Origin of the sequence: Streptomyces formicae (assembly GCF_002556545.1) — a bacterium.
GTDB lineage: Bacteria > Actinomycetota > Actinomycetes > Streptomycetales > Streptomycetaceae > Streptomyces > Streptomyces formicae_A.
In genome coordinates this window covers 4,815,323-4,834,067 of sequence record NZ_CP022685.1, presented here as the reverse complement: position 1 = coordinate 4,834,067, position 18,745 = coordinate 4,815,323, and the positions used below count along the sequence as shown (strand labels likewise).

Below are 18,745 nucleotides of genomic sequence, written 5' to 3'. Positions count from 1 at the left end.
GGCTACTCCACGGGCTTCGCGTAGTGGAGATCCACTGTGCCCGAGTAGCCCGGAAGAGTCACCGCCCCGTCGTCGTCCACTTTCCAGCCGAGGCCGTACGCGTTGACGTACAGCATGTAGTTCTGGATCTCGGGGGACGCGGCGAGCGCGTTCTTGAGCTTGTCGGGGTCGCCGACGGCGGTCACCTTGTACGGCGGGGAGTAGACCCGGCCCTGGAGGATCAGGGTGTTGCCGACGCAGCGCACGGCGCTGGTGGAGATCAGGCGCTGGTCCATGACCTTGATGCCCTCGGCACCGCCCTGCCAGAGCGCGTTGACCACGGCCTGGAGGTCCTGCTGGTGGATGACCAGGTCGTTCGGCTGGGGCTCGGGGTAGCCGGGCAGCTTGGCGGTGGCGTTCGGCGGGGCGTCGGCGAGGGTGACGGTGACCGCCTCGCCGCCGAGCTTCTTGGTCCCCGCGTTCTCCTCCAGGGCCTTGAGCCGGGCGTCGTCGGCCTTGGTGCCGCCGTTGTCGCGCTGCGCGAGCGATTCGACGTCGTCGCGCAGGGAGCCGTTGGACTCGTCGAGCTCGCCGTTCTTGTGGCTGCGCTCCTGGATGAGGTCGGAGAGTTTCAACAGGGAGGCATCGGTACGGATGTTGGTGCCTTTGGCCGTGTTGAAACTGGTGAAGAAGATCAGCCCGGCCAGCGCGAACACAGCGCCCGTAAGCACCCGAACCGGGCGCCAGCGGGGGCGGCGACCGGCACCTTTGTGGGAGTCGGCAGAATTGCTCAACGTACCCTTATCTCCTTCAGCGCCGCGGAAGCACTACGCTAACGGACGCCCGGGGGAGGCCCCAGCTCCCCGTAGCACCCCGCCCGGCGACAGACGACAGTTACCTGCGCGGCCACGCAGCGCATCGACAGGAGAGACCCTCGTGCCGAAGTCACGTATCCGCAAGAAGGCAGACGACTACACGCCGCCGCCCTCGAAGAAGGCGACGAACATCAAGCTGACCAACCGCAGCTGGGTGGCTCCGGTGATGCTGGCGATGTTCCTCATCGGGCTCGCCTGGATCGTCGTCTTCTACGTCACGGACGGCAAGCTGCCGATCGACCCGCTCGGAAACTGGAACATCGTGGTCGGTTTCGGCTTCATCGCGGCAGGATTCGGCGTCTCCACGCAGTGGAAGTAGGCGCGGCACCACGGAGCGCATCCGCGCTCCACGCACAAGCCTTGCCCTGAGTTATCCACAGCGCTATCCACATGGGGAAAAGGTCTGAAGATCTGTGGATAACTCTCCGGAGGTTGACGCCGGTGTGACTGACCCACCGGATCTCTGTTCGCCGCTCGCCCCTTGTCCTTCCTGGGGAAACCCAGGTCAGGGACAAGGGGCACGGTTGTTCCCCACAGCATGCACAAGATCCGGCACACGCTGTGGACAACGCGAGCACGTCAGGTGAGCTGACCGGTCCTGACGAGGACCATGACCAGGGACACCAGAACGATCAGCGCGACGCTGCCGTACTGGATGAGGTTCCGCCGCTCGCGGGGCGCGTGCACCATCGCGTAGCCGACGACGACACCACCGACGAGACCGCCGACGTGGGCCTGCCACGCGATGTTGAATCCCGGTCCGAAGGTGATGATCAGGTTGATCACCAGCAGGGCGATGACCGGCCGCATGTCGTAGTTCAGCCGCCGCATCAGGACCGCTGTCGCGCCGAACAGACCGAAGATCGCGCCGGACGCCCCGAGCGAGGGCTGGTTCGGCTCGGCGATGAGGTACGTCAGCGCGCTGCCCGCGATGCCCGACGCCCCGTAGAGCGCGAGGTAACGAGCCCGGCCGAACGCCGCTTCGAGCGGGCCGCCGATCCACCACAGGCTGAGCATGTTGAAGGCGATGTGCATATAGCTGCTGTGCAGGAACATCGCCGTCACCAGGCGGTACCACTGCCCCTCGGCGACGCCCTCGACCGAGCCGAGCTCCGGCACGAAGGCCCGCCCGATCAGGTCGAACCGGTCGGTGAAGCTGTCACCGACCGAGAGCTGCACCACGAAGAGGGCGAGGTTGATCCCGACGAGGGCCTTGGTGAGCAGGCGCGGATCGGCCGTGACCGCACCGCCCGCGACCGTGCGCGGCTGGTTGGCCGTCGGCGCGTGACCGGTGCCCGAGCCTTCCCTGACGCACTCCGGGCACTGGAAGCCGACCGAGGCACTGATCATGCACTCGGGGCAGATGGGCCGCTCGCAGCGCGTGCAGCTGATGCCGGTCTCACGGTCCGGGTGCCGGTAGCACCCGGGTAGGGCCGACGCCCCTTGCGGCTCCTGCGGGCTGCCTGGCGCCTGGTCCATGGGGTCCCCTCAATCTCCGTACGAAGGCACTGCGACGGCACGCGTGGCAACGCGCCGCCCCGCCCTTCCTTACGGACGGGCGGGGCGGTTTGGTTCCCTCACGCTGACGCACGACGCACCGGCGCGCGTCGGTACGCGTGGATCAGGCGTCGCGGGTCTCGATGACCACGGACTCGATGACCACGTCGTTCACCGGGCGGTCGGTGCGCGGGTTGGTCTGGGTGGCCGCGATGGCGTCCACGACCTTCTTGCCCGCGTCGTTGGCGACCTCGCCGAAGATGGTGTGCTTGCGCGTCAGCCACGCGGTCGGCGACACAGTCACGAAGAACTGCGAGCCGTTGGTGCCCGGACCTGCGTTGGCCATGGCCAGGAGGTAGGGCTTGTCGAAGGCGAGGTCCGGGTGGAACTCGTCCTCGAACTCGTAGCCAGGACCACCGGTGCCGTTGCCCAGCGGGTCGCCGCCCTGGATCATGAAGCCGCTGATCACGCGGTGGAAGACGGTGCCGTCGTACAGGCGGTCCGAGGTCTTCTTGCCGGTCGCGGGGTGGACCCACTCGCGCTCGCCCTGAGCGAGCTCAACAAAGTTCTTGACCGTCTTGGGCGCGTGGTTCGGCAGGAGCCGGACCTCGATGTCGCCCTGGTTGGTCTTCAGGGTGGCGTAAAGCTGCTCAGCCACGATCTGCCTTCCGTTGTCTTCTGTGACCCCCCGATCCTCGCACGGACCGGATTGGGACGAGTAGCCGCCGACTGGGCGCGCACCCGAGCTATCCGTGGCATTGTCGGCGAAGAGCTCTTCTTGCACCGAATCGATCGAATTGAACGGAACGCGCAAGTGACCCGGATGCCCGCCCTCACAGGTCTTCTTCACATCCAGAAGGCATGATCCCTGAAAGGGTGGAAAGGTGACATACCTATACGCCACCGAGGAGGAGGATCCCGTGACCCGCATCGACAGCGTGCGCGCCGCGACCGGCTCGGCCAAGGACAGCGTGCGTCACGCCGCGGACGCGGTGGCGCCCTACGCCGACACGGCCAAGGACCGGGCCGCCCACTACGCCCACGAAGCGCGCGTGCGGCTCGCACCCAAGGTGTCCCAGGCCGCCGAACAAGCCCGTGTCCAGTACGGCGCCCACGTAGCACCCCGCGTCGAGCAGGCCCGCACGCACGTGCCGCCGAAGGTCGACCACGCCGCGCACGAGGCCGCCGTCCGCACCCGCAAGGCTGCCCGGCAGGCCGCCGACTATTCCAAGCCGCGGATCGAGCACGCCGTGGCCGCCGCACAGCCCGTCCGCGACGAGGCCGCCGCCCGTGGCGCGGCCGCACTCGCCGCCCTGCGCGGCGAGGTCACGCCGAAGGAGATCCGGCGCCTGGCCCGCAAGCACGAGCGCCGGGCCAGGGCGGGCCGCCTCACCAAGAGGCTTGCCGTACTCGGCATCCTCGCGGGCGGCGCCTTCGCCGCCTGGAAGTGGTGGGACAAGCAGGCCAACCCCGACTGGCTGGTCGAGCCGCCGGCCGCCACGGAGGTCCCGGACACCACGCTGACCCCCGTCGACGGCAGCGCGCAGGCCGTTCTCGACCCCGAGGTCCAGGCCAAGCAGGCCGAGGCCGAGGCGGACGCGGCCGAGCGGGACAAGTAGCCGGGCTCAGCCGAGCGGACAAGTAGCCGGGCGCAGCCGGGCGAGCAGCCGCAGCGCCGACCACACCACGCCGAGGGGCGGGAGACCAACCGGTCTCCCGCCCCTCGGCGTTTCCCGTGTCCCACCCGTCACCGAACCGCCCGCACCCGTCGATGTTTCACGTGGAACAGCCCGCGAACACCGCTTCCCGAGCCCAAACTCACACTGTTAGAGTGGTCTAACACTGTTAGACAGATCCGCCGGACCAACAGGCGACAGACGACTCGACAGGACGGTGTGTGATGGCGGTCGACGCCCCCGCCCGACAGGGGCCAAGCCCTTACCGGACGCTCCCCGCGCTCTGTGTCCCACTCGCCCTGACGATGCTGCAGAGCACGGTGCTCTCCACCGCGCTGCCCGACATCCAGGACGACCTCAACGGCGGCATCCAGGACATCCAGTGGGTGATCAGCGGCTACTCGCTCGCCTTCGCCGCGCTGATGCTCACCGGCGGCGCCTGTGGCGACCGCTTCGGACGTAAGAAGACGTTCCTCACGGGCCTCGCCGTGTTCCTCGGCGGCGCGGTCTTCTCCGCGCTCGCCGGGTCGGTGTGGGTGCTCGTGGCGGCCCAGGCGGTGCTCGGCGTCGGCGCCGCGCTGCTGATGCCGAACACCCTCTCGATCATCCGGCACGTCTTCACGGACAGCGGCGAGCGCGGCACCGCCATCGGCATCTGGGCGGCGGTGGCGGGCGCCGCGGTGGCCTTCGGCCCGGTGGTGGGCGGCCCCCTGGTGGAGAACTTCGGCTGGGAGGGCATCTTCTGGATGTACGTGCCCATCGCGGTGCTCGGCTTCGTGCTCGCGGTGCGCATGGTCCCCGAGTCGTCCAATCCCGAGCGCCGCCTCGACCCGGCGGGGCTCGTCCTCTCGGTCGCCGCGATGTCCGCGATCGTCTACGCCACCATCGAGGGCGGCTCGCGCGGCTGGAGCGACCGCCTGGTGGTCGGCACCTACCTCGCGGGCGGCGTGCTCCTCATCGTGTTCGTCATCACCGAACTGCGCGTGCGCGAGCCGATGCTCGACCTGTCCTTCTTCCGCGACCGGGTCTTCACCGGCTCGGTGATCGCCGGGTTCGTCCTCTACTTCGGGCTCTTCGCCATCACGTACTTCCTGATGCTCTGGCTGCAGACCGTGCTCGGCTGGTCCGCCGTGGGCGCCGGGCTCGCGATCCTGCCGGGCATGCTGCTCGCCATGGTCTCCGCGCCGCTGGCGGGCTGGATGACGAGCAAGGTGGGCGGCGCGATCCCCCTCGGACTCGGCATCCTGTTCGCCTCGCTGACGATGTTCGGGGCGTCCCTGTACGGCGCGGACGCCCGCTACGCGGAGTACTGGTGGGTCGTCCTGCTCGTCGGCCTCGGCATCGGTCTGACCCTCACGCCGATCTCGACCCTGGTGATGATGCGGGTGCCCGCCGCGCGGTCCGGCATGGCGTCCGGCGCGAGCAACGCCACGCGTCAGCTCGGCAGCGTCTTCGGCGTGGCCGTGCTCGGCACCCTGCTGACCACGCGGATGACGGACAGCGTCCGCGACCGGCTCATCGACGCCCACGTGCCCGCCGCCGCACGCGAGGAGGTGCTGCGCGGCGTCGAGGCGGGCGGCGCGCAGAGCGCGGGCGGCGGGGGCAGCGCGCGGATCACCGCGCTGGTCAACGACGGTTTCGTGGACGGGCTCCACCTGGCGGAGCGGGTCGGCGGCGCGCTGCTCCTGGTGACCGCCGTGGCCGTGTACTTCCTGGTGCGCGGCAGGGACCGCGACGACATCGAGACCGAACTGACGGAGCGTACGGGTACCGAAGGCTCCGGTTCCGCCGGGCAGGTGGCCGGGCGCCTCTGAGGCGCCGCGCCAGCCCTCGCACAGACAGCCGGACGGGCCACCGCATTCCCCCGCCGGGGCCCGTCCGGCGCTCGTGTGTCCGCTCCCGAATGAGGCTCAGCCCGTACTGAGAACTCAGCCCGCACTGGGACTCAGACCTCAATGAGGTTCAGCCCGCCACCCGCACCGGCAGCTCGCACACGCCCCGCATCATCAGGTTGTCGCGCCAGCGCAGCCCCTCCGCGGGGACGGCCAGTTCGAGTCCGGGGAAGCGGGCGAACAGGCGGCCCACCGCGACGCGGCCCTCCGTGCGGCCGACCGCCGCGCCCATGCAGTGGTGGATCCCGTGGCTGAACGCCAGGTGCTGGCGGCCCGTGCGACCGCTGTCGAAGCGGTCCGGGTCCGGGAAGCGCTTCGGGTCGCGGCCCGCCGCGCCGAGCAGGATGAGCACCGGCTCGCCCGCCCGCACCTTCCGGCCGCCCAACTCCATGTCCCGCAGCGGAAACCGCCAGGTCGGGACCTTCACCGGGCCGTCCACACGCAGGACTTCCTCGATCACCCGCTCGACGAGCGCGGGCTCGGCGGCGAGCGCGGCGCGCTCGTCGGGGTGGCGCAGCAGCCGCAGCACGGCGTTGCAGATGAGGTACGCGCTGGACTCGTGGCCCGCGAAGAAGAGCTGGTAGACGAGGGATATCAGCTCGTAGTCGTCCAGTTGTTCCTCGCCGTGCGCGGTCACCAGGGCGCTCACCAGGTCGTCGGCGGGCTCCTCGCGACGGGCCGCGAGGAGCGGGACGAAGTACCCGGCCATCTCGTCCGCCGCGCCGTCGAAGGCGGCATCGTCCTGGAGTTCGGAGCGCACGAGCAGCGCGCCCCACTCCTGGAAGCGCGGGCGGTCGGCCGCGGGGATGCCGATCAGCTCGCAGATGACCTCCACGGCGAGGGGGAGGGCGTAGTCGCCCAGCACGTCGAACCCGGGTTCGCCCCGCGCGTCGAGCTTGTCCAGCAGCGCGTCCGCGAAGTCCCCGATCGGCCCTTCGAGGGCGCGCATCCTGCGGGCGGTCAGCGCGCGGGACATCAGCCGGCGCATCCGGGTGTGGTCCGGCGGGTCGACGCTCAGCAGGTGGCGGCCGAGCAGCGCGGTCTTCTCCTCGGCGCGGCCCACGGCGATGGCGTCCCTGACGGAGTCACCCGTGCTCGCCGGGTCGACGCTGAACAGCGGGTCGGAGAGGACCTCCATCGCCTCGTCGTAGCCGCAGACCAGCCAGGGGTTCAGCCCCGGCCGCAGCCGGACGCGGGTCACCGGATCGACGCGGTGCAGCCGCGCGTAGCCGGGCCCGGGGTCGGCCATGAACGCGGGGTTCAGGAGATCAATTGCTTCGTCAGGTACTCCATCGAGGGCCATGAGGTCGTTGGTAACAGCCGACGAGCGGACACTCAATAAATTCTCGGTTATCCAGTTCAAAGAAGAAGCAAAACGGAATTAGAGTCTTCGTTTACCGCTCAATTGGTCTCGCGAACAAGCCTTGTGCCCTCAGACAAACACTGTTAGTTTGCGGGACCGTGAGCCTGAAGTCAAAGCTCACAAAGCACACAGCAAGAAACATCAACAAGGTACGCAGACAAGGCGAAGAAGTGCGCCGATGTGCTCTGACGCGCACTTGTTCCTTAGGAAGGAGCTGTAATGAAGCTGCAGTCCGAGAAGGTCGCCGAGCACCGCAACAGCACCCCCCAGGCCGCCCTCGAGCCCTTCGGCGCGGGACGCGACGAGGCCGTTCTGGTCCCGGGCGCCTGTTCCTGCTGCTGCGGCGCTGTTGTCCGCAAGTAACCCGCAAAACCACGCGCGGCAGGTCCATGACCTGCCGCGCGTCGGTGAATTCAAAGAACGAAGGGACGCCATTACATGAGCGGTGCGGACAGCCCTGAACAAGCGCGTCTTATTCAATCTTCGGTGGCCACGAGCGCCTATCGGACGATGAGTCCGAACGCCTCGGGAGTCGGCCTGCAAACCAACTCGATGCGCTTCGAGAATCTGTCGTCGGGCACCTTCAGGCGCATCGCGGAAGAGTTCCTGATGGCCACGCGAATGCGGCGCTGGGACCGCTCCGCCCTGCTGTCGATCGGCTATTACTTCTCCGACGTCATGGCCGTGGTCCAATCCCGTCAGGACCGCGTTCCGCACCGGAGCGCACCACGCACTCCCCTCCCCGAAGGCGCGGACATCGACGCGGGCCTCACCGAGACGGTGCTGCGCAGGCGCAGCGGCCGCGACTTCTCCGGAGCCCCCGTCGGCCTCGACGAGATCACCTCCGTCCTGCGCTTCGCGGGCTCGGTCACCGCGGAGGCCGACATCGAGCTCGCCGACGGCGCGCCCCTCACCATGGGCTTTCGCACCGTGCCGAGCGCCGGTGGGCTCTACCCCGTGGAGATCTGGCTCGCCGCGCGGAACGTGGCGGGACTCGAACCGGGCCTTCACCGCTTCCTGCCCGTGGAGGAGTCACTGGCCACCCAGGCGGGCCCGGAGGCCGTCACCGAACTGATCGCCTCCTTCGACCCGCAGGACGGCTCCATCGACTTCGACCGCACGGCCGCGGTCATCCTGCTCGTCGGCAACCCCTGGCGTTCGATGCGCAAGTACGGGCCACGGGGCATGCGTTCGATGTTCCACGAGGCGGGCGGCATCGCGCAGAACGCCCATCTGGCCGCCACCGGACTCGGCCTGGAGAGCGTGGACTTCTCCGGCTTCTACGACGACGAGGCGCACTCCGCGCTCGGTCTCGACGGCGTGCACCGGACGCTGCTGCACACCGTGCTGCTCGGCGCGGCCTGACCTCCCGGACGTACCGAAGGCCGCGGAGAGCGGCAGAGAGGCTTCGCATGACAGACAACCGGCAGCCAACGGACAACGGGCAGCCCCGCGTCCGCCGTTCCTTCTCCGTCATCGGCCACAGCCCCGACGTCGTGGAGCTGCGCACCGGTGTGTGGAACGCCAAGTCCTACACGCTCACCGACGACTCCCGCTCCGGCACCCTCTTCAACCTGATCAGCGGCCTCGACGGCACGCTCTCCCGGCGCGACCTCGCCAAGCGCGAGGGCGTCTCGCGGGTCGAGGTCGAGGCCCTGGTCGACCATCTCTACGGCCTCGACGCCATCGAGGAAGCTCCTGGCAACGCCCTGGACGCCTACCTCGACGACATGGCCGCGCTCGGTGGCCGCACCGCGGAGCCGGTCGCGACGGGCGTCGTCCTGCTCGGCGACACCGACCTGTGCGAGCTCACCGCCTCCCTGCTGCCCGCCGAGGTCACCGGCGACGTCCTCATACCGGGCGCCGACCACCCCGTACGTGCCCGCCTCGACGCCCTCGCCCCGGCCGTGCTGCACGACGGCCTCGCCTTCGAGGAAGCCGTCGAGACGCTGCGCCCCTGGCAGGACAGCTATCTGCTGCTCGCCGAGAGGACCATCGACCCGGTGCGCGCCCAGCTCCTCAACCGGCTCACGCGCGCCGCGGGCATCGACTGGACGTACGCGGCGGTGGACGGCCCCTTCCTCTTCGTCGGCCCCACCATGGTGGCCGGGCGCTCCGCGTGCTTCGAGTGCTTCGAGACGCGCGTGACGATGAACCTCCGCGAGAGCGCCGGATACCAGCGCTACAAGGCGGCGCTCGCCCGCTCCGCCGTCCTCGCGGGAGCCCCGCCCGTCTACGGCCCCGTGCAGTCCCTGCTCTGCTCGCACCTGGCGATGGAGGCGACCAACTACCTCAGCTGCGGCTCGACGTTCACCGTCGAGAAGGTCCTCGGCTGCTACCTGCCGAGCATGGAGATCGCCTACCAGGAGGTGCTTCCGCTGCCCGGCTGCCCCGGCTGCGGCCCGGTGCCCGAGCGTGACGACGAGACGCTCCACTTCGACCCGCGCACCTGGCTGGAGGGCTGATGCGGCTCACCCTCCACCAGGACGAGGACACGCGCGTCCACCGGCTGCGCGCCCGCATGCACGGACCGCTCTGCGGAATCACCACGTCGATGGGCTTCCTGACGCGCTATCCGGGCGGTCCCCGGCTCCTGGTCGGCACCGCCGACATGACGGGCGTGCACGTACGCCAGGACCAGCCGCCGCCGAAGGCGGGGAGCTATCACATCGGCGGCTACGGCATCTTCCCGTTCGAGAGCCACATCCGCTCGCTCGCCGAGACGCTGGAGCGCTACTCCGGATACGCCGCGGCCCTCGACGGACGCTTCGAGATCCACCACCTCTCGTACGCCGAACTGGCCGCGCGTGGCGAGCCCGTGCTGCCGCGGAGCGCCTTCCGGCTCTTCACCGACGAGCAGTACGCGCGGGAGGGCTTCCCCTTCGACCCCTTCGACGCCGATGCGCCCTCCGGGTGGCTGCGGGTCGGCTCGCTGACGGACGGGTCGCGGTGCTGGGTGCCCGCCCAGCGCTTCCTGCTCGGCTACGTCCGTGAGCGCGATGAGCCCTGGACCCTGCCCGCCGTCACCACCGGCACCGCGACACACACCACGCCACAGGCCGCCCTGCGCGCGGCACTTGAGGAAGTCGTGCAGGTCGACGCCGCGATGGGGCACTGGTACGGACGCACCGAGAGCGTCCTGATCCGCCCCGACGCCCGCACCCGCCACCTCGACGCGATCGTCGACACGTACTTCCCCGCCTCCGCCCCGCGTCCCGAGTTCCACGCCCTGCCGAGCCCCGACCTGCCCGGCTTCACCATCGCCTGCCTGCTGCGCCAGCCGCCGGGGCTCGTGCCCGAGGTCGCCATCGGGCTCGGCAGCGGCGCCTCGCTCGCCCGCGCGATGTACCGCGCGCTCCTGGAGGCGGCCGGTGTGCAGTGGCTCGCCGCCTGGGTCGCGGTCGAGCAGGCGGTGCAGGGCACACCCGCCGACGAGGACATCTACGACCTGGAAGGCAACGTCGGCCTGTACGCCACGTCCCAGGGAGCACGCACGGTGGAGCGGCGCTTCGCCCGGCACACCGAACGCGCCGCCTCCGAGCTTCCGCCGGACGACGACCGCCCGGTCAAGGAGGCCGTACGCACCCTGGTCGACGCCTTCGCACACTCCGGGAAGCAGCTCTACTTCGGCGATCTGACCACCCGCGACCTGCGGGCGCTCGGCTTCCACGCGATGCGGGTGTGGTCGCCGGAGACGGTCAGTCTGCCGCTGCCCAGCGCCGTCCCGGCCGCGCACCCGCGCTTCGCCGACTACGGGGGCTTTACCGATGACGTCCCTCATCCATACCCATGAGCTGCGGGAACCGGCACTCGCCGCGCTCACCCTGTGCGCGCTGTCGTGCCTGGCGCTCGCCTCACACCTGCATGTGCGCTTCTTCGACCACCGCGGCGTACACACGCTCCAGGTGTACGCCGCGGTGCTCGCGGTCGTCGCCGGGTGCGGCCTGCTGGTGGTCGGGCCCCGGGTGCTCGGCTCCGGCGTCGGCTGGGGACTGCTGGTCAGCCCGCTGCTCGGCGCCGCCGTCGCCCCCCTCGTGGCCACCGCGGACACGCTGATCACACGGCGGCTCGGGCGACGGGCCGCCCGCTCGGCCGCGCGTGACCAAGGCCGCGGGGCGAACCGTGACGGCACGACCCGCGGCGGCCGGGCCCCCGCCACCGCGCCGCGCGCCCGGGCCACCCGCCCCGTCGGGCAGGCCGCACGGCTCGCGGGCGCCTCGTCGGCCACGACGACCAGGCAGCAGTGGACACCGAGCCACCGGGACACGGACGTGGCACTGCCGCTGGGCTGGCTGGTCGCGGTGGGCGTCCTGGAGGAGTGCGTGTTCCGCGGCACGCTCACCGGCGTCGCTCTGACCCAACACGGCCTCGCGCAGCGGGTGTTGATCCTGCTCGCGGCGACAGGCGCGTTCGCGCTCTCGCACATCTTCTTCGGCTGGGCCCAGGTCGCGGCGAAACTCCCGCTCTCGGTCATCGCGCTCGCCCTCACCCTGGCCACCGGCAGCGCCCTGGGCGCGGTCGTGACGCACGCGCTCTTCAACGTACGGATCTGGCGCTACCAGAACACGGTGCGCGGGGCCGCACCGGACGCACGGGACAAGGACCGTCGGGCGTCACGGGCCCGGGGCCGGACGGTGGCGTCATGAGCGGCCCCGGGCCTGTGGTGGCCGGCGGACTCGTACTCGTGGTGACCTGTGCCGCCTATGGTTTCCTCGCGCCCTGGCTGGCCGGGCGCCTGCGGCGGCTCGCCCCCGCACGGGCCCGCTCCCTCGCGGCCACGGCCGCCGGAGCCCTGACCGTCGCGGCCGCCATCGCCGTCGACGTCCTGCCCTGGCACCCCGCACCGCCCGACGCCACGCTGCTGCCGCTCCTGATCGTCGGACTCGCCCTGGGCTGGGGGGAGTTCGCGGTGGCGGTCTTCCTGACCAGCATCCTGGCGGACACCGTCGACGCCCTGCGCGCCACGCGCCCGGTGCTCGCCGCCGCACGCAGAATGCCCCGGCTCCGGCCCGCCACCGCCACCGCCACGACATCCGCCCGCCCCCGCGCCGCCGCCGGGCGTACGCACTGGCTCTCCCTCACCCGTGGACACGTGGCCGAGGAGGCGAAGGCCCGGGTCGCCGGGCCCGGCGTCTGGGGTGTCGTCACGCTCGCCACGGCCGTGCTCTGCGACGAGACCGTCTTTCGGGCGACGCTCACCGAGGCGCTCGCGGGGGCGGGAGCGGCGATGGCGGTCGGCGTCGCGGTCCTCGCTCAGATCGCCGTCGTCGTACGAGGCATGCCCGCAGGCCGGCGTCGCACTCCGGAGACCTGGGCGCCCGTTGTCCTCATGGCGACCGTGCACACCGTCCTGTACTGGCGCGGCAGCACCCTCGTGCCCCTGCTCGCCGCCGATGCCGCCTTCTTCGCCCTGCTCATCCCGACCGAAGGGAAGCGACCGTTTCACGTGAAACACCGGCTGTTTCACGTGAAACAACGCCCCGCGGCAACCGGCGCAGGCCGCCGGTGATCTCGAAGCCCGACTGAGAGGAAACCACCGTGCAACACGGCATTTCACTGCTTCCGGACTGCCGTCCCGCCACCCGGGGCGCCCGCGAGTACTACGAGGACGTGCTGCGGATATCCCGTCTCGCCGACGAGGCGGGCCTCGACTACGTGAAGATGACCGAGCACTACCTCAAGGAGTACGGCGGCTACTGTCCGAGCCCCCTGACCTTCCTCGCCGCCGTCGCCGCGCAGACCTCCCGGATCCGCCTCATGACCGGCTGCGTCCTGCCCGCCTTCCACCACCCCATCCAGCTCGCCGCGCACACCGCGATGGTCGACGCGCTCAGCGGCGGCCGCCTCGACGTCGGCTTCGCGCGCGCCTGGATGCCGTACGAGTTCACCGCGTTCGGGGTCTCCATGGACGAGTCCAGGGACCGCTTCAACCACACCATCGCGGCCGTCCTGCGGCTGTGGACCGAGGAGAAGGTGAGCGAGGAGAGCCCGTTCTTCTCGTTCCGCGACGCCACCTCGCTGCCCGCTCCGGTGCAGCGCCCGCACCCGCCGGTGTGGGGCGCGGCGGTCCGCTCCCGGCAGAGCTTCGCCTGGCTCGCCGAGCAGGGCTTCGGGCTGCTCGTGACACCGCCGCCCCGCCAGCAGGACCTGGCGGGCGTACGCGACCTCGTGGAGGTCTACCTCGACACGTTCGAGGACGTGCACGGCTCCACCCCCGACGGCCCGCGCCCGCGCGTGGCGGTCTCCATCCCGCTCTACGTCGCCGAGACCGACGACGAGGCGTACGAGACGGCCGACCCGCTGCTCCGCGAGTACCTGACCGTGTGGGCGGAGGCCGCGGAGGCATGGATGCACACCTCGTCCAAGGACTACCCGACGTACTCGCAGATGGCTTTGACCCTGCGCAACCTCGACATCGCCGACTTCCGCAGCCTGGGCACCGCGGTGGTCGGATCACCCGCCACCGTCCTCGAACGGGCTCGCCAGCTGCGGGACTTCCTCTCCGTCGACACCTTCCTGTGGCAGGTCGACTTCGGCGGCCAGGACGGGGCGACGATGGAGCGCAGCTTCCGGCTCTTCAGGGACGAGGTCCTGCCCCAACTGCGCTGAGGAGCGGACGGCCCTGGTCCTCTAACATAGTTAGAGGACCAGCCCGGTTCACCGGGGCGGAGCTTCAGGAGGGAGCCGGCGCATGGGAGCCCAGCGTGCCGCGAACACGACCCGGCGACAGCCACGGCCCGCGATCACGCTGGAGGCCGTCACCGACGCCGCGCTGCGCACGCTCCAAAGGGACGGCCTCGACGCCCTCTCCATGCGCCGCCTCGCCGACGAACTCTCCATCCAGGCACCGTCCTTGTACTGGTACGTCCGCAACAAGGACGAACTCCTCGACCTGCTCGCCGACGCCCTCCTCGCGGAGCTGCGCCTGGACGCCCACGTCCGTACCGATGGCGACTGGCGGACCGAGCTGCGCGACATGATGCTCGAGTACCGCGCCTACCTGCTGTCCAAGCGCGACTCGGGCCGCGTGCTCGCGGGACGGCTCCAGCTGGGGCCGCACTTCCTGCGCCACGCGGAGGTCATCCTCGGCGCGGTGCGCCGCGCGGGCTTCGACGACCAGGACACGGCGGACTCCCTCTACTCCCTGACGCAGTACGTCCAGGGCTTCGTCCTGCACGAGACGTCCCCGCTCTCGGCCGACGTGGCGCGCGGCGCGGACCCCAAGAAGTTCCTGGAGGAGGCACGCGAACGCCTCGCCGGGCTCTCCCCCGAGGAGTATCCGAACGTCGTGGCCGTCGGCGCCCGGCTCGCGCGCCCCGACATCGAGGCGCGCTTCACCTACGGGCTCGACCGTCTGCTCGACGGCCTGCGCAGCCGCCTGGAGAGCCGGGACCGCGACTGAGCCGAGGCGGCGCTCGGCCCGCTCCAGGCGGTGCCCGTCCCGCTAACGGCGGTCGTTCTGCTCGTCGCGCGCCTGCCGAGCGTCCCGCTCGGCCTGTTCACGCTCCTGACGCTCACGGTTACGGGCCTGCTCCGCGTCCTGCTGACGCTGCAGCTCCCGCTGCCGGGCGCGGTTGCGTGCGCGCTCGACGGGGTCGCCCTTCCACGGTGCTCGCATGGAATCTCTCCTCCTGTCGGTTTCCTTCTCACCCGCCGACCCGGCGAACGGGCCTGGCGATCAGCACCGACTGCGGCGGCGTCGCCGGTACGACGCGCTCCAGCTCGAACCCGGCGCGGCCGAGCAGCTCCCGCCACTCGTCCTCGCCGCGCTCACGACCGTCGTTGTCGGCGAGCATCTCGATGTCGATGAGCTTCGCCCAGTGGAAGCCGTTGCCCGGCGGCACCACGACCTCGATGACGAAGAGCCGCGCATCCTCGCCGCCCGCCTCCCGCACCCTGCGCAGCACGGCAAGGGCGGTGGCGTCGTCGAAGCAGTGCAGCATGTTCTTGATCAGGTACGCGTCCCCGCCCGACGGCACCTCTTCGGTCGCGTCCCCCGCCACCAGGCGCGTCCGGTCCACGACGCCGAGCTCGGCAAGGCGCACCCTGGCCCGCTCCACGACGTGCGGACGCTCCACGAGCACGCCCCTGCTCTCCGGGCAGTGCCGCAGCAGGGTGCCGAGCAGCTCACCGTCCCCGCCGCCGAGGTCGACGAGCGTGCCGTAGCCGCTGAAGTCGATCGCCGGTGCCAGTTCCCCGGCCAGCTCCGAGGTGAGCTCGCCCATCGCCGACTCGTAGACGCCGCGGAACTCCACGTCCTTGTCGAGGTGCTCGAACAGCGGCCGCCCGTGCGCCACTTCGAAGGCGGACCGCCCGGTGCGCACGGCCTCCTCCAGCTTCCCGAAGGAATCCCACATCGGACCCTGGTTCAGCATCAGGACCCAGTTGCGGATCGAGTCGGGCGCATCGACCCGCAGGCTCCCGGCCATGGGCGTCAGTTCGTACGTCCCGTCCTCCCGCTCGGCGAAGACACCGACCGACGCGGCGGCGCGCAGACAGCGCCCCAGGGCACCGGGCCGCGCACCGACGGCGGCCGCGAGGTCCTCCACCGCGCGGGGCCCGTCTCCCAGCGCGTCCGCCACTCCCAGGGAGGCCAGGACGGCGATCGGCTGGGAGACCCACTTCGCGGCGGCCAGGGAGAGCACGCGGACGTGCGGGGGATCGTAGGGCCCTCCGGGCAGACCTATCGGAGCGGAAGCATCGGCAGTCACGTAACCCCCTGGACCGGATCCGGTGCCCGCAGAGGCCCCCGGGCACTCTTCCTAACACTGTTAGATAGCCTCAGGCTAGCACCGCACCCCGGGATCGGGCGGGCCCTTGAACGCCACGGCACAGACGCCCTACGGGCGCCCCGTACCCGCACAGAACACGCAAGGACACACAAAAAAGCCCCCGACCTGCATAAACGCAGGCGGGGGGCTTTCGGGCCGTGGAGCCTAGGGGAGTCGAACCCCTGACATCTGCCATGCAAAGACAGCGCTCTACCAACTGAGCTAAGGCCCCGAAAACGATGCACCGGACCGGAAGAACCACGTCCCCGGTGAGCACCGCAGACCAGAGTACCGGGTCACCCCCCGGATCTCGCAAAAGGATTGGGGGTCCCGGTCCACGACCACGCTCCGTAAGATGCTCGACGTGGTTCGCGGCAGCGAAGCACGGTCTTAGGGGAAGCGATGGGGAGACGCAATGGACGCCGCACAACAAGACACCACCGCGAGAGCACGGGAGCTCCAGCGGAACTGGTACGGGGAGCCGCTGGGGGCGCTCTTCCGTCGGCTCATCGATGACCTGGGCCTGAACCAGGCACGGCTCGCCGGAGTCCTTGGCCTGTCCGCCCCGATGCTCTCCCAGCTGATGAGCGGCCAGCGCGCCAAGATCGGCAACCCCGCGGTCGTCCAACGCGTCCAGCTCCTCCAGGAGTTGGCCGGTCAGGTGGCTGACGGCAGCGTGAGCGCCGCCGAGGCGACGGACCGCATGGACGAGATCAAGAAGTCCCAGGGCGGCTCCGTCCTGACCAACACCGCACAGACGGCGACCAGTTCGGGCGCCCCCACGGTCAAGCGCGTGGTGCGCGAGATCCAGTCACTGCTGCGCTCCGTCGCGGCGGCGGGCGACATCATCGATGCGGCGGACTCCCTCGCCCCCACCCACCCGGAACTGGCAGAGTTCCTCCGGGTGTACGGCGCCGGGCGCACCGCGGACGCGGTCGCCCACTACGAGGCGCACCAGAGCTGAGCCGTCGGCCGGGTCGCCGCGCGGCCCGGAAGGGGAGCGGAGCGCGACCATGGGTGAGGTCTTCGCAGGCCGGTACGAACTGGTCGACCCAGTCGGACACGGGGGAGTGGGAGCCGTCTGGCGGGCCTGGGACCACCGGCGGCACCGCTATGTGGCCGCCAAGGTCCTGCAGCAGAGCGACGCACACTCGCTCCTGCGGTTCGTACGGGAACAGGCCCTGCGCATCGACCACCCCCATGTACTCGCGCCCGCCAGCTGGGCCGCCGACGACGACAAGGTCCTGTTCACCATGGACCTGGTCGCCGGCGGCTCGCTGGCCCACGTGATCGGGGACTACGGACCGCTGCCGCCCCGCTTCGCCTGCACGCTCCTCGACCAGCTCCTCTCCGGCCTCGCCGCGGTGCACGCCGAGGGCGTCGTCCACCGCGACATCAAGCCCGCCAACATCCTGCTCGAGGCCACCGGCGCGGGCCGTCCGCACCTGCGCCTGTCCGACTTCGGCATCTCGATGCGCAAGGGCGAGCCCCGGCTGACCGAGACCGACTATGTGGTGGGCACGCCCGGTTACTTCGCCCCCGAGCAGATGATGGGCGCAGAACCGGACTTCACCGCCGACCTCTTCGCCGTCGGCCTGGTCGCCCTCTATCTCCTCGAAGGCGCCAAGCCGGACGCCAAGGCGCTGATCGAGCACTTCGCCGAGCACGGCACCCCGCGCGCCCCACAGGGCATGCCCGAACCGCTCTGGCAGGTCATCGCCACGCTGCTCCAGCCGGACCCCCAGTCGCGCTTCCGCACCGCCACGGGCGCGCGCAAGGCGCTGGCGTCGGCTGCCGAGATGCTGCCCGAGCCGGGCCCGGACGACGAACTCGTCGAGATCTTCGACCAACTCGCGCCCCTGCCCACGGGGTTCGGACCCGACGGGCCCCTCAACTCCGCACGACGACGTCACCCTGCCCCCGCGCCTGCCCCGGGCCACGTACCTCCTGCCCCGGGCCATGCGCCCGCCCCCGTGCTCCCCGTGATCCCCGAGGCACCCGCCACGCCCCCACGCCCGATGGCGGCCCCCGCACCGATCCCCCCATCGACGTCGCACCCGGCCGCGGCCTCCGGTCCGCCCGCCGCACCGGATCGCTCCTTCACATGGGATCCGTCCCTCACACCGGGTCAGCCTGCCGCACCGGATCCGTCTGCCACCACGGATCCACCTGCCGCTGCTGATCCGTCCATCGACTCGCCCCCGTCCGTCGGCTCGGGCCGGCCCGCCAGCTGGGAGCCGTCCACCGCCTCCCGCTGGGATCCGTCCACCGCCTCGGACACCGGCAGCTTCCCTCTGCCGCCGCCCCAGCAGCCGACCGCGCCCCCCTCGCCGTCCACTCCCCCTGTTCCTCGTGCTCCGGTCCCCCCTGCTCCCATTCCCCCGCAGGCACCCACGCCCGAACCCACGCATGTGACCTCCCCCGATCAGGCCCACCGCCACGCTCCTACTTATCCATACACCGCTCACGCCGCTCAGGTTCCGCCTCCGAGCCCGCCGGTTTCGGACCAGGCGATCGCGAGCCGAACGGCCCCGAGTCAGGCCGTGACGCAGCCCCGCCCGGCGCACTCCCGCTCCCACTCCCGCGTCCGGCCGCGCCGACCCGGCCCACCCGCGAAGGTGGCGGTCCCGATGCTGCTGGTCGCGCTGGCCTGCCTCACCGTCGGGTTCTGGGCCCTGGCACAGATCTGACA

19 protein-coding genes and 1 tRNA gene are annotated in these 18,745 nt (G+C 70.8%); 13 read left to right on the top strand and 7 right to left on the bottom strand.

Annotation, left to right across the window (positions count from 1 at the left end):
• Positions 1-2: 2 nt before the first annotated feature.
• Entirely contained in the window at positions 3-773 is a 771-nt protein-coding gene (locus KY5_RS20765) for a DUF881 domain-containing protein (RefSeq protein WP_098243662.1), read from the bottom strand.
• A gap of 142 nt (positions 774-915) precedes the next feature.
• Between KY5_RS20765 and crgA the strand changes: the two genes are divergently transcribed.
• A complete protein-coding gene (crgA, locus tag KY5_RS20760; protein ID WP_098243661.1) occupies positions 916-1,173 on the top strand; it encodes a cell division protein CrgA in 258 nt (85 codons plus the stop codon).
• Between the two features lie 260 nt (positions 1,174-1,433).
• Here the strand turns inward: crgA and KY5_RS20755 are convergent, their stop codons facing one another.
• Complete coding sequence (locus tag KY5_RS20755; protein WP_098243660.1) at positions 1,434-2,333, bottom strand: rhomboid family intramembrane serine protease; 900 nt, start codon at positions 2,331-2,333, stop codon at positions 1,434-1,436.
• A gap of 142 nt (positions 2,334-2,475) precedes the next feature.
• On the bottom strand, positions 2,476-3,009 hold the full coding sequence (locus KY5_RS20750) for a peptidylprolyl isomerase (protein ID WP_098243659.1): 534 nt from the start codon (positions 3,007-3,009) through the stop codon (positions 2,476-2,478).
• A gap of 262 nt (positions 3,010-3,271) precedes the next feature.
• Here KY5_RS20750 and KY5_RS20745 point away from each other — a divergent pair, with 262 nt between their 5' ends.
• Both KY5_RS20745 and KY5_RS20740 read left to right on the top strand, forming a co-directional pair.
• Positions 3,272-3,970, top strand: coding sequence for a DUF5324 family protein (locus KY5_RS20745; RefSeq protein WP_098243658.1), 699 nt, complete (start codon positions 3,272-3,274; stop codon positions 3,968-3,970).
• Positions 3,971-4,251: 281 nt separating this feature from the next.
• Positions 4,252-5,841 carry an MFS transporter gene (locus tag KY5_RS20740; protein ID WP_098243657.1) on the top strand — a complete coding sequence of 530 codons (1,590 nt, stop codon included), beginning with the start codon at positions 4,252-4,254 and terminating at the stop codon, positions 5,839-5,841.
• A gap of 148 nt (positions 5,842-5,989) precedes the next feature.
• Here KY5_RS20740 and KY5_RS20735 read toward each other — a convergent pair whose 3' ends face one another.
• Positions 5,990-7,222, bottom strand: coding sequence for a cytochrome P450 family protein (locus KY5_RS20735; RefSeq protein ID WP_159072567.1), 1,233 nt, complete (start codon positions 7,220-7,222; stop codon positions 5,990-5,992).
• Positions 7,223-7,501: 279 nt separating this feature from the next.
• Here KY5_RS20735 and KY5_RS41855 point away from each other — a divergent pair, with 279 nt between their 5' ends.
• The 8 genes from KY5_RS41855 (at position 7,502) to KY5_RS20700 (ending at position 14,684) form a co-directional block, all read left to right on the top strand.
• Entirely contained in the window at positions 7,502-7,645 is a 144-nt protein-coding gene (locus tag KY5_RS41855) for a hypothetical protein (protein WP_157877791.1), read from the top strand.
• A 189-nt stretch (positions 7,646-7,834) separates the two neighbouring features.
• Positions 7,835-8,647 (top strand): SagB/ThcOx family dehydrogenase, encoded by an 813-nt coding sequence (locus KY5_RS20730; RefSeq protein ID WP_159072566.1) that lies wholly within the window; start codon positions 7,835-7,837, stop codon positions 8,645-8,647.
• A gap of 47 nt (positions 8,648-8,694) precedes the next feature.
• Complete coding sequence (locus KY5_RS20725; RefSeq protein WP_098243654.1) at positions 8,695-9,747, top strand: TOMM precursor leader peptide-binding protein; 1,053 nt, start codon at positions 8,695-8,697, stop codon at positions 9,745-9,747.
• Positions 9,747-11,075 (top strand): YcaO-like family protein, encoded by a 1,329-nt coding sequence (locus KY5_RS20720; RefSeq protein ID WP_098243653.1) that lies wholly within the window; start codon positions 9,747-9,749, stop codon positions 11,073-11,075. The genes KY5_RS20725 and KY5_RS20720 overlap by 1 nt, the downstream gene beginning before the upstream one ends.
• On the top strand, positions 11,050-11,928 hold the full coding sequence (locus KY5_RS20715; protein ID WP_098243652.1) for a CPBP family intramembrane glutamic endopeptidase: 879 nt from the start codon (positions 11,050-11,052) through the stop codon (positions 11,926-11,928). Before KY5_RS20720 ends, KY5_RS20715 begins: the two co-directional genes overlap by 26 nt.
• Positions 11,925-12,791: a hypothetical protein gene (locus tag KY5_RS20710; RefSeq protein ID WP_159072565.1), complete on the top strand. Its 867-nt coding sequence runs from the start codon at positions 11,925-11,927 to the stop codon at positions 12,789-12,791. The genes KY5_RS20715 and KY5_RS20710 overlap by 4 nt, the downstream gene beginning before the upstream one ends.
• 29 nt (positions 12,792-12,820) lie before the next feature.
• Positions 12,821-13,891, top strand: a complete 1,071-nt coding sequence (locus KY5_RS20705; RefSeq protein ID WP_098243650.1) for an LLM class flavin-dependent oxidoreductase — start codon at positions 12,821-12,823, stop codon at positions 13,889-13,891.
• A gap of 82 nt (positions 13,892-13,973) precedes the next feature.
• On the top strand, positions 13,974-14,684 hold the full coding sequence (locus KY5_RS20700; RefSeq protein WP_098243649.1) for a TetR/AcrR family transcriptional regulator: 711 nt from the start codon (positions 13,974-13,976) through the stop codon (positions 14,682-14,684).
• A gap of 42 nt (positions 14,685-14,726) precedes the next feature.
• On the opposite strand, the gene KY5_RS41850 is transcribed toward KY5_RS20700, so the two are convergent.
• The 3 genes from KY5_RS41850 to KY5_RS20690 all read right to left on the bottom strand — a co-directional run bounded on the left by KY5_RS41850 (position 14,727) and on the right by KY5_RS20690 (position 16,285).
• Positions 14,727-14,900, bottom strand: coding sequence for a hypothetical protein (locus tag KY5_RS41850; protein ID WP_157877789.1), 174 nt, complete (start codon positions 14,898-14,900; stop codon positions 14,727-14,729).
• Positions 14,901-14,928: 28 nt separating this feature from the next.
• Entirely contained in the window at positions 14,929-15,993 is a 1,065-nt protein-coding gene (locus KY5_RS20695; RefSeq protein WP_159072564.1) for a methyltransferase, read from the bottom strand.
• Between the two features lie 219 nt (positions 15,994-16,212).
• A tRNA-Ala gene (locus KY5_RS20690) sits at positions 16,213-16,285 on the bottom strand.
• Positions 16,286-16,468: 183 nt separating this feature from the next.
• Here KY5_RS20690 and KY5_RS20685 point away from each other — a divergent pair.
• Together KY5_RS20685 and KY5_RS20680 are read left to right on the top strand one after the other, a co-directional pair.
• Positions 16,469-17,017: a helix-turn-helix domain-containing protein gene (locus KY5_RS20685; RefSeq protein ID WP_055527494.1), complete on the top strand. Its 549-nt coding sequence runs from the start codon at positions 16,469-16,471 to the stop codon at positions 17,015-17,017.
• A gap of 49 nt (positions 17,018-17,066) precedes the next feature.
• Positions 17,067-18,743 carry a serine/threonine-protein kinase gene (locus KY5_RS20680; protein WP_098243647.1) on the top strand — a complete coding sequence of 559 codons (1,677 nt, stop codon included), beginning with the start codon at positions 17,067-17,069 and terminating at the stop codon, positions 18,741-18,743.
• The last annotated feature ends 2 nt before the right edge of the window (positions 18,744-18,745 follow it).

Bases quoted from the DNA above. Each gene is read 5' to 3' on its own strand.
- KY5_RS20755 (WP_098243660.1), bottom strand. From the start codon at position 2,333: ATGGACCAGGCGCCAGGCAGCCCGCAGGAGCCGCAAGGGGCGTCGGCC.
- KY5_RS20740 (WP_098243657.1), top strand. From the start codon at position 4,252: ATGGCGGTCGACGCCCCCGCCCGACAGGGGCCAAGCCCTTACCGGACG.
- KY5_RS20735 (WP_159072567.1), bottom strand. From the start codon at position 7,222: ATGGCCCTCGATGGAGTACCTGACGAAGCAATTGATCTCCTGAACCCC.
- KY5_RS41855 (WP_157877791.1), top strand. From the start codon at position 7,502: ATGAAGCTGCAGTCCGAGAAGGTCGCCGAGCACCGCAACAGCACCCCC.
- KY5_RS20730 (WP_159072566.1), top strand. From the start codon at position 7,835: ATGCGCTTCGAGAATCTGTCGTCGGGCACCTTCAGGCGCATCGCGGAA.
- KY5_RS20725 (WP_098243654.1), top strand. From the start codon at position 8,695: ATGACAGACAACCGGCAGCCAACGGACAACGGGCAGCCCCGCGTCCGC.
- KY5_RS20720 (WP_098243653.1), top strand. From the start codon at position 9,747: ATGCGGCTCACCCTCCACCAGGACGAGGACACGCGCGTCCACCGGCTG.
- KY5_RS20715 (WP_098243652.1), top strand. From the start codon at position 11,050: ATGACGTCCCTCATCCATACCCATGAGCTGCGGGAACCGGCACTCGCC.
- KY5_RS20710 (WP_159072565.1), top strand. From the start codon at position 11,925: ATGAGCGGCCCCGGGCCTGTGGTGGCCGGCGGACTCGTACTCGTGGTG.
- KY5_RS20700 (WP_098243649.1), top strand. From the start codon at position 13,974: ATGGGAGCCCAGCGTGCCGCGAACACGACCCGGCGACAGCCACGGCCC.
- KY5_RS41850 (WP_157877789.1), bottom strand. From the start codon at position 14,900: ATGCGAGCACCGTGGAAGGGCGACCCCGTCGAGCGCGCACGCAACCGC.
- KY5_RS20685 (WP_055527494.1), top strand. From the start codon at position 16,469: ATGGACGCCGCACAACAAGACACCACCGCGAGAGCACGGGAGCTCCAG.
- KY5_RS20680 (WP_098243647.1), top strand. From the start codon at position 17,067: ATGGGTGAGGTCTTCGCAGGCCGGTACGAACTGGTCGACCCAGTCGGA.